Source organism: Bacillus sp. EU55 (assembly GCF_038005925.1).
GTDB classification, from domain to species: domain Bacteria; phylum Bacillota; class Bacilli; order Bacillales; family Bacillaceae; genus Bacillus; species Bacillus velezensis.
This window is the reverse complement of the sequence record NZ_JBBOUE010000001.1, coordinates 1-10,000: the sequence shown is the minus strand read 5'-3', so window position 1 is coordinate 10,000 and position 10,000 is coordinate 1. Positions and strand designations below refer to the sequence as shown.

Sequence of the window (10,000 nt, the reverse complement as noted above, 5' to 3'; positions counted from 1 at the left end):
GAGCCCTTTACGCCCAATAATTCCGGACAACGCTTGCCACCTACGTATTACCGCGGCTGCTGGCACGTAGTTAGCCGTGGCTTTCTGGTTAGGTACCGTCAAGGTGCCGCCCTATTTGAACGGCACTTGTTCTTCCCTAACAACAGAGCTTTACGATCCGAAAACCTTCATCACTCACGCGGCGTTGCTCCGTCAGACTTTCGTCCATTGCGGAAGATTCCCTACTGCTGCCTCCCGTAGGAGTCTGGGCCGTGTCTCAGTCCCAGTGTGGCCGATCACCCTCTCAGGTCGGCTACGCATCGTCGCCTTGGTGAGCCGTTACCTCACCAACTAGCTAATGCGCCGCGGGTCCATCTGTAAGTGGTAGCCGAAGCCACCTTTTATGTCTGAACCATGCGGTTCAAACAACCATCCGGTATTAGCCCCGGTTTCCCGGAGTTATCCCAGTCTTACAGGCAGGTTACCCACGTGTTACTCACCCGTCCGCCGCTAACATCAGGGAGCAAGCTCCCATCTGTCCGCTCGACTTGCATGTATTAGGCACGCCGCCAGCGTTCGTCCTGAGCCAGGATCAAACTCTCCGATAAATGGATCACAGACTAAGTTCACTGCATCCTGCAGTAACGTCTGTGTGATCTGCATCGTGCAGACCTTAGTTTGACTGACTACGCACATCGCTGTGCGATTTATTTAAAACTTTGAATTAACAGGTACGTTTTGTCTTGTTTAGTTTTCAAAGAACTTTTTTGACTTCTCTCGAAGCGACCTCTTAATCATAACATTTTCAGTTTGATAGGTCAATACTTTTTTTAAAAAACTTTTTCAGCAGACTGTCTTTGTGTTGAAAAGACAACAAAAAGAATTATATCAGCATCATCGCTTTGTGTCAAAGCTTTTTTCGTTTCTTTATATAGAAAAAGCGCAGCTTGGTACAGCTGCGCTTTTTCATCTATTCTTCTTCCATTTCTTCCGGCTCTTCTTCATTCTTTTCCACTAGTGCCACAGTGGCCACGTGCTCTTGATCGGACATGCGGATCAGACGGACGCCTTGTGTTACGCGTCCCGTAGTGGAAATATCATTAATATCCATTCTGATTAACACGCCGCTTGCCGTAATAATCATTAAGTCCTCTTCGCCTTTTGTTGCTTTCACGGTTACTAACGGACCGTTGCTGTCAGTGATTTTACATGTTTTAAGGCCTTTCCCGCCCCGGCTTTGAACTCTGTATTCTGAAGCAGGTGTGCGTTTGCCGTAGCCGTTTTCTGTCACTATGAGGACGTGGGAGTCTTCTTCAAGAATCTCCATGCCTACAACGACATCATCGTCTGTCAGCGTGATGCCTTTAACACCCGCAGCTGTGCGTCCCATTTGTCTTACATCTTCTTCAGGGAAACGGATCAGCAAACCGTTCTTCGTTCCGATGATGATTTGTTTCTTGCCGTCAGTCAGGCGGACGGCCATCAGTTCATCGTCTTCCCGGAGACCCAGGGCGATCAGCCCGTTATTCCGTATATTCGCAAACTGGGACAGTGCCGTACGTTTCGACACCCCTTGTTTGGTCGTAAAGAAGAGGTATTGCTCCTCATCAAAAGTGCTGACCGGAATAATAGCATTAATCCATTCGCCTTTTTCAACCTCCAGAAGGTTAATAATCGGAATGCCTTTTGCCGTACGGCCGTATTCAGGGATTTCATATCCTTTAGAACGGTATACTTTCCCTTTATTAGAGAAGAACAGGATCGTATCGTGCGTTGATGTGGAAATTAAGTGTTCCACAAAGTCATCTTCATTCGTTCCCATTCCCTGTACGCCTTTTCCGCCCCGTTTTTGGCTGCGGTATGTGGACGCCGGGAGACGTTTAACATAGCCGTTATGGGTCAGTGTGATGACGATGTTTTCTCTCTCGATAAGATCTTCATCTTCAATTGTTTCAAGACCGGACGTCACGATTTCAGTGCGTCTCTCATCATTGAAACGCTCTTTGATTTCATTGAGCTCTTCACGGATGATTTCAAGAACTCTTTCTTCATTGGCTAAAATATCTTTCAGCTCGGCGATAAGCGCAACAAGTGATTGATATTCCTCTTCAATCTTTTCGCGCTCCAGACCGGTTAATCGCTGAAGGCGCATATCCAGAATGGCTTGCGCTTGTTTTTCAGTCAGTGAGAATTGTTCGATCAAACCCGTTCTCGCAATTTCAGCCGTCTGGGAACTGCGGATAAGAGAAATAACGGCATCTAAATGATCGAGAGCAATTCTTAAACCTTCCAGAATGTGAGCTCTCGCTTCCGCTTTGCGGAGTTCGTAAGCCGTTCTGCGCCGGATCACAACCTTTTGGTGATCAAGATAATGCTCCAGACATTGTTTCAGGCTCAGCACCTTCGGCTGTCCGTCAACGAGCGCCAGCAGGTTGATTCCGAAAGACGTCTGCAGGGCCGTTTGTTTGTACAGGTTATTCAAAATGACGTGAGCATTGGCGTCACGGCGGATCTCAATGACGATTCTCATTCCGTTACGGTCGGATTCGTCTCGCAGGTCGGTAATTCCTTCGATTTTTTTGTCTCGGACAAGATCTGCGATTTTTTCAATTAATCTCGCTTTGTTCACCTGATAAGGAAGTTCCGTAACAATAATTCTTTCTTTTCCTGATGATGTCTCTTCGATTTCAGCCTTAGCCCGGATTGTGATTGATCCCCGTCCGGATTCATATGCCTTGCGGATGCCGCTCCGGCCCAAAATCTGACCAGCAGTCGGAAAATCCGGGCCCGGAATGTATTCCATCAGCTCCTGGTTTGTAATCTCAGGATTCTCACTTACGGCAAGCACGCCTTCAATGACTTCCCCAAGCTGATGCGGAGGAATATTTGTCGCCATTCCGACCGCAATACCGGCAGCTCCGTTTACGAGCAGATTCGGAAATCTCGAAGGCATGACGACAGGTTCTCTTTCTGCGCCGTCATAGTTATCTTGATAATCAATCGTATCTTTCGTAATGTCACGCAGAATTTCCATTGCGATTTTTGACATTCTCGCTTCTGTGTAACGCATCGCGGCCGCTGAGTCGCCGTCAACCGAACCGAAGTTGCCGTGTCCGTCAACAAGCATGTAGCGGTAGTTAAAATCCTGCGCCATTCTGACCATTGATTCGTAAACCGCTGAGTCACCGTGCGGATGGTACTTACCGATAACTTCACCGACGATACGGGCAGATTTTTTATATGGTTTGTCACTGGTCATGCCTAAATCATTCATTGCGTACAAAATCCGTCTGTGAACCGGCTTCAGACCGTCACGCACATCCGGAAGCGCCCGGGATACGATAACGCTCATTGCATAGTCCAGGAAAGATGTCCGCATTTCCTGACTGATATTGACTTCACGTACTTGTGGTGTGTTTTGTTCACTCATTAAAAAAACCTCCCTGAAGTATCACATGAAATAATGTGGGAGTAGATTGTCCATTATGATCTTCAATACGATTTCACTATTCTCCATTATATCAATAAACTTGTGTTTATACACATTAATTTAGTAGAATATACGGGTTTTGCGGGTTTTCAGAGGCTTTAGAAGCCGCTTTGAGAAAAAAGCCTTATTTCTTAACGAAAATAAGGCTTTCTTGGTTAAATATCAAGATTTTTCACGTATCTGGCGTTTGCTTCTATGAAGTTTCTCCGCGGTTCTACTTTGTCACCCATCAGCATTTCAAAAGTCTCGTCAGCGTCCATTGCATCTTCAAGATTGACTTGCAGAAGCGTTCTGGTCGCAGGGTCCATTGTCGTTTCCCAAAGCTGAGTCGCGTTCATTTCTCCAAGACCTTTATAACGCTGGAGGCCGGGCTTAGGCGATTGCGGAAGCTCTTTTAACAGCTCATCAAGCTGCTTATCGTTATAAGCGTATTCCACCCGTTTTCCCTGCTGCACTTTATAAAGCGGCGGCTGGGCAATGTAGACATAGCCGTTTTCGATGATTTCCCGCATGTATCTGTAGAAGAACGTTAATAAAAGCGTTCTGATGTGGGCGCCGTCAACATCGGCATCCGTCATGATGACCACTTTATGATAACGCGCTTTTTCAAGATTAAAATCTTCGCCGATTCCTGTTCCGAGGGCCGTGATCATTGATCTGACCTCATTGTTTGAGAGAATCTTATCAAGTCTGGCTTTCTCAACGTTCAGAATCTTACCGCGCAGCGGCAGAATGGCTTGGAAATGACGGTCCCGTCCCTGTTTCGCTGATCCGCCCGCAGAGTCACCCTCTACGATATACAGCTCGGAAATGCTCGGATCTTTAGAAGAACAGTCCGCCAGTTTGCCCGGCAGATTGGAAATCTCAAGCGCACTTTTGCGGCGGGTCAATTCCCGCGCTTTTTTCGCTGCCATCCGCGCTCTTGCGGCCATTAAACCTTTTTCAACGATTTTGCGGGCTGAATCCGGATTTTCAAGAAGGAATGTTTCCAGCGCAGAAGAAAACAGCGTATCAGTGATCGTTCTCGCTTCAGAGTTGCCGAGCTTGGTTTTCGTCTGCCCTTCGAATTGCGGATCAGGGTGCTTAATTGAAATAATGGCAGTCAGCCCTTCTCTCACATCATCCCCGCTTAAATTCGGATCATTTTCTTTGAAAATCCCTTTTCTTCTTGCATAGTCGTTTATGACACGGGTCAGACCGGTTTTAAATCCGGCTTCGTGCGTCCCGCCTTCGTATGTGTTGATATTATTTGTGAAAGAATAAATATTGCTTGTATAGCTGTCGTTGTATTGCAGTGCAACTTCAACCGTTATGCCGTCTTTCTCGCCTTCGATATAAATCGGCTCTTCATGAACGACTTCTTTGGAACGGTTTAAGTACTCAACATAGCTTTTGATTCCGCCTTCGTAGTGGTACTCGTTTTTCCGTTCTTGTCCTTCACGTTTGTCTTCAATCGTGATGTTTACGCCTTTTGTCAGGAAGGCCAATTCCCGGACACGGTTTGAAAGCAGATCATAGTCGTATACAGTTGTTTCTTTGAAGATTTCCGGATCCGGAACGAAGTGCGTAATCGTTCCGGTCTTATCAGTATCACCGATCACTTCAAGATCGGCCACAGGCACACCGCGCTCGTACGCCTGATAGTGGATTTTTCCATCACGATGAACCGTAACGTCAAGAGTGGTCGACAAGGCGTTTACGACAGACGCCCCTACACCGTGAAGACCGCCGGATACTTTATATCCGCTTCCGTCAAATTTACCGCCGGCGTGGAGAACGGTCATGATGACTTCAACCGCAGGGCGGCCCATCTTCTCCTGGATACCGACCGGAATTCCGCGCCCGTTGTCCTTAACGGTAATGCTGTTATCTTTTTCAATCTCGATATTAATATCTGTACAATAACCGGCCAGGGCCTCGTCAATACTGTTATCGACGATTTCCCACACCAAGTGGTGAAGGCCTTTGCTGTTAGTTGATCCGATGTACATCCCCGGTCTCTTTCGAACAGCTTCCAAACCTTCTAATACCTGTATCTGATTCTCATCATAACTATTTTGCTGCTGTTCCATAGCCATGCACATTCACCTACACTTTTCTTAAACGATATATTCATTGTAAAGATCCGCTAAGAATCTATTTCTAACATAAATTGCGCACGTTTCTTCAGTGTGCCGGAAGATAAGGGAGAGTAATATATATTCTCAGTCGTGACTACGATAGACTTTGGCGTGCCGTTTACGGACGGCACTACTTTTTCTTTCTGTCTGTCCAGAAATTCTTCAACGATCGGCGATACATTGACCTTGCAGTCAAAAATGCCGACGATATCGCGTGTTGAAACGACAAAGTCGTCACCTAAATGAATATACAATCGCTCACCTCATTTCTTCACTTCACTAACGTACCGTTTTCCACACGGAACATTCCTGCTTGATGTAAGGTATCGTGGTCAATGCCATCCACGCTTGTCGTGGTGACAAATGTCTGCACACGGCCTTGGATCGTATGAAGCAAATGGGACTGTCGGTAATCATCCAGCTCGCTTAGTACATCATCCAAAAGTAAAATGGGGTATTCTCCGATTTCTTCATGAATCAAATCTATTTCGGCCAGCTTCAAAGACAAAGCCGTCGTACGCTGCTGTCCCTGTGAACCGTACGTCTGCACATCGCGTCCGTTCACATAAAAAAGGACATCATCCCGATGCGGTCCGAATAATGTGACGCCTCGTTCTATTTCTTTTTCTTTTAATTTCGAAAAAGACTCCTGGTAGCTGTTACCTATTTTCGACAAATCTTTGGGATCTGATACATCAAGCGCCGTGTGATACTTAAGCGTCAGTTCTTCAAGTCCCCGGGAAATGCCGGAATGGATCGGCTGCGCCCATTTTTCAAGCTGCGCCGTAAACTGCAGACGTTTGGCGACAACTTTTGCGGCTGCTTCAATCAGCTGATCAGTGAGAACGTCAAGCATAGTCCAGTCAGTCTGTTTCCGGCTTTGCAGCTGTTTCAGAAAATGATTCCGCTGTGAAAGGATTTTTTGATAAAGAGATAAATCATACAGATAAACGGCAGAAACCTGCCCGATCTCCATATCGAGAAATCTCCTCCTCACCTGAGGGCTTCCTTTGACGAGATTTAAATCCTCGGGGGCAAACATAATGGTGTTCAGCGCTCCGACATACTGACTGAGTTTTTGCTGCTCTATATGATTGACCTTGCCCTTTTTACCTTTTTTGGAGATGACAAGCTGCATCGGGATGTCCCCGTTGCGCTTCATCACTCTTCCTTCTATTTTAGCATAGTCTTCGTCCCACCGTATAAGTTCTTTGTCATTTGAGGTGCGGTGTGATTTTGCCATCGAAAGGACATAGATGGCTTCCATCAGATTGGTTTTGCCTTGGGCATTTTCCCCGATGATCACATTCACCTTGTTTTCGAATTGAAGCTCAGCGCGCTCATAATTACGGTAGGATGTTAATTCTAAATTTTGGATATACAACCGCTGTCACCCGCTTTAATTGACGACTTGAAATGAACCAAATCCTTCAATCGCGACCACGTCTCCAACGTAAAGCTTTCTGCCGCGGCGATTGTCAGGTTCATTGTTGACAGTCACCTCATGCTCGCTCAGAAACCATTTCGCCATGCCGCCGGACTGAATTACATCGGCTAATTTTAAAAACTGGCCAAGCGTAATCATTTCTGTATCAATCGAAATCGGATTTGCCATAATATCGACCTCTTTCAAATATCACTAATATCTAATTGTACTAAAAAATCCTGAAATAAGGAAAGGGAAAACTTGAGGGAGCGGCTGATGAATAGAAAAGCTGCCGAACTAAGCCGGCAGCACATTCTGTTTGATTAATACGTTCTGACCGGAAGGATGAGCTGAACGATGGTTTCATCATTCGGCGTACGGATAAGAAACGGTCTCATCGCTCCCGTAAAGCTGATACGGATGTCCGCTCCTTCAAGTACTTTCAGTGCGTCCATCATATATTTTGGACTGAATGAAATATTTAATTCCTCGCCGTCAATCTGGTCAGCCAGCACAGCTTCGACCACTTTTCCGATTTCCGGAGAATTTGATGAAATTTCAAGCGAATCCGCCGGTTTGGCAGAAAGCTTTACAACGTTGTTGCGGCCTTCTCTCGCCAATAAAGAAGCACGGTCTATCGCCTGTAAAAATTCCTTCGTGTTCACGACGATTTCCGTTTTGCTTTCCTGCGGAATTAAGCTGGTCGTGTCCGGATAGTTTCCGTCAAGCAATCTTGAGAAGAACAATACGTTTTTCGCTTTGAACAGCACTTGGGTTTCTGTAATCACGATATCAACCAGTTCTTGGTTGTCATCAAGAATTTTGCTCAGCTCGGTTAAGCTTTTCCCGGGAATGACCACGTTATAAGAGCTGTCTTCCGGAATATCAAGCTTCGCCTTTCTTAAAGCGAGTCGGTGGCTATCCGTGGCAGTGCATAATAATTCACCGTTTTCGACTTTCCAGTTTACACCTGTCAAGATAGGGCGTGTTTCTGAGGCGGACACAGCGAACACGGTTTGGCGGATCAGGTTTTTCAAAAGATCCGTCGGAATCTGAATGGCGTGATGCTCTTCGATTTGCGGTAGATGCGGATATTCATCTGCATCAAGGCCGTTTAAATTAAATTCGGCTTTTCCGGAACGGATAATCGTTAAATATTGATTTTGAACTTCGATTTCAACAGTCGCCATCGGCAGTTTTTTAACGATTTCGCTGAAGAAACGCGCTTGCAGCACGATACTTCCCGGCTGATCGATCGTCACGATTTCTTTATCATCTTCTTCTTTCGGAATGAATGACTCGATTGAAATATCAGAGTCACTTCCTGTGAAAGATACTCCTTCATCTGAGGCGACGATCTTAATACCGGTGAGAATGGGAATTGTGGTTCTGGATGAAACGGCTTTTAGAACGTCTTGTACACTTTCGACTAAACGATCTTTTTGAATCGTAAATTTCATGTTTATCCTCCTAACGGATAATATAATTAATATATTTTAAAAATAGCAGTAGTAATAGTAGGGCCTGTGGATTTGTGGATAAGTTGTGAAAAAGACAGGAAACACAGCCTATCCACATGTGGACAGACTGTGTATGGCTATGAAAAAGTTATTCACACTTTCCCCGATTCATCCGAGGACACTATTATTTAAGCAGTTCTTTTATTTCTTTCACCTGCTGCTGAAGCTGCTCGTCATCAATCAGCAGTTTTGAAATCTTTTCATGGGCGTGAATGACGGTTGTATGGTCTCTCCCGCCAAATTCTTCCCCGATTTTAGGCAAAGAAGAATCCGTCATTTCTCTTGAAAGATACATCGCAATTTGTCTTGGGAACGCCACGGATTTCGTGCGCTTTTTCGCTTTGAAATCTTCAAGCTTAATGTTGAACTGCTGTCCGACAATCCGCTGAATCTCTTTTATCGTAATGACCTTCGGCTTTGAAGACGGAATAATATCTTTCAATGCTTCCGCAGCCAGGTCTGCGTTAATGTCTTTATTGATTAAGGATGAATAGGCGACAACCCGGATTAATGCCCCTTCCAGTTCGCGGATGTTGCTGTCAATCTGATTTGCGATGTAAAGCATGACCTCGTTCGGAATATCAAGGCCTTCCGCCTTCGCTTTCTTTCTCAGGATGGCAATCCGCGTTTCCAGATCCGGCGGTGTGATATCCGTAATCAATCCCCATTCGAACCGCGAACGCAGGCGGTCTTCAAGGGTCGGGATCTCTTTCGGCGGTCTGTCGCTGGAAATCACGATTTGTTTGCTTTCTTCATGAAGCGTGTTGAATGTATGGAAAAACTCTTCCTGTGTTTGTTCTTTTCCGGCTAAAAATTGAATATCATCTATCAAAAGTACATCAACGTTCCGGTAGCGGTTGCGGAAATCAACGGCTTTGTTATCGCGGATTGAGTTGATGAATTCATTTGTGAATTTTTCAGAAGACAGGTACACCACTTTGGCTGAAGGATTATGATCAATGACATAATGGCCGATCGCGTGCATTAAGTGGGTTTTTCCTAAGCCGACTCCCCCGTATATAAATAAAGGGTTGTACGCTTTAGCGGGTGCTTCCGCCACAGCCAGTGATGCTGCATGGGCGAATCGGTTTCCCGATCCGATGACGAATGTGTCGAATGTATATTTCGGGTTGAGCATGCTTTGGGGAAAATCAGACGGTTCCTCTTTTGCCGCTTTTTTCACTTGCGGTTTCGGTAAAAAGTCTTCTTCGTCCTGATTTTGAGGAATGACAAATTTGACGCTCAATTCTTCCCCGGTTAATTCATATATGGTATCTGCAATGAGATGTAAGTACCTGGACTCCAGCCAGTCTCTGGCAAATTCATTGGGAGCGGTGATGGTTAAGGTATCTCCTTGCAGCGAATGGGCTTTCGTCGACTTCATCCAAGTTTCGAAACTCGGTTTGCTTAGCTTTTTCTCAATTTGAGCTAGAGCTTGATTCCAAAGATCCAATATATTCTCCAT

At 45.6% G+C, this 10,000-nt stretch carries 7 protein-coding genes and 1 rRNA gene (1 of these 8 cut by a window edge); all 8 read right to left on the bottom strand.

The window, feature by feature from the left end:
* Window positions 1-587: ribosomal RNA gene (locus NYE50_RS00040) — 16S ribosomal RNA — on the bottom strand (it extends 963 nt beyond the left edge of the window).
* Window positions 588-949: 362 nt separating this feature from the next.
* A complete protein-coding gene (gene gyrA / locus NYE50_RS00035; protein ID WP_159353690.1) occupies window positions 950-3,409 on the bottom strand; it encodes a DNA gyrase subunit A in 2,460 nt (819 codons plus the stop codon).
* A gap of 215 nt (window positions 3,410-3,624) precedes the next feature.
* The gene (gene gyrB, locus NYE50_RS00030; RefSeq protein ID WP_014720600.1) at window positions 3,625-5,541 is read right to left on the bottom strand and encodes a DNA topoisomerase (ATP-hydrolyzing) subunit B; all 1,917 of its coding nucleotides are present in this window, start codon (window positions 5,539-5,541) and stop codon (window positions 3,625-3,627) included.
* 56 nt (window positions 5,542-5,597) lie between these two features.
* Window positions 5,598-5,843, bottom strand: a complete 246-nt coding sequence (remB, locus tag NYE50_RS00025; RefSeq protein ID WP_004392908.1) for an extracellular matrix regulator RemB — start codon at window positions 5,841-5,843, stop codon at window positions 5,598-5,600.
* 17 nt (window positions 5,844-5,860) lie between these two features.
* Window positions 5,861-6,973: a DNA replication/repair protein RecF gene (gene recF, locus NYE50_RS00020; protein ID WP_159353689.1), complete on the bottom strand. Its 1,113-nt coding sequence runs from the start codon at window positions 6,971-6,973 to the stop codon at window positions 5,861-5,863.
* 15 nt (window positions 6,974-6,988) lie between these two features.
* A complete protein-coding gene (gene rlbA / locus NYE50_RS00015; RefSeq protein ID WP_004392910.1) occupies window positions 6,989-7,204 on the bottom strand; it encodes a ribosome maturation protein RlbA in 216 nt (71 codons plus the stop codon).
* Window positions 7,205-7,338: 134 nt separating this feature from the next.
* Window positions 7,339-8,475 carry a DNA polymerase III subunit beta gene (dnaN, locus tag NYE50_RS00010; RefSeq protein WP_014416704.1) on the bottom strand — a complete coding sequence of 379 codons (1,137 nt, stop codon included), beginning with the start codon at window positions 8,473-8,475 and terminating at the stop codon, window positions 7,339-7,341.
* A 184-nt stretch (window positions 8,476-8,659) separates the two neighbouring features.
* Window positions 8,660-10,000 carry a chromosomal replication initiator protein DnaA gene (dnaA, locus tag NYE50_RS00005; RefSeq protein WP_004392913.1) on the bottom strand — a complete coding sequence of 447 codons (1,341 nt, stop codon included), beginning with the start codon at window positions 9,998-10,000 and terminating at the stop codon, window positions 8,660-8,662.

Coding starts and splice junctions, on each gene's coding strand:
- gyrA (WP_159353690.1), bottom strand. CDS start 3,409: ATGAGTGAACAAAACACACCACAAGTACGTGAAGTCAATATCAGTCAG.
- dnaN (WP_014416704.1), bottom strand. CDS start 8,475: ATGAAATTTACGATTCAAAAAGATCGTTTAGTCGAAAGTGTACAAGAC.
- gyrB (WP_014720600.1), bottom strand. CDS start 5,541: ATGGAACAGCAGCAAAATAGTTATGATGAGAATCAGATACAGGTATTA.
- dnaA (WP_004392913.1), bottom strand. CDS start 10,000: ATGGAGAATATATTGGATCTTTGGAATCAAGCTCTAGCTCAAATTGAG.
- rlbA (WP_004392910.1), bottom strand. CDS start 7,204: ATGGCAAATCCGATTTCGATTGATACAGAAATGATTACGCTTGGCCAG.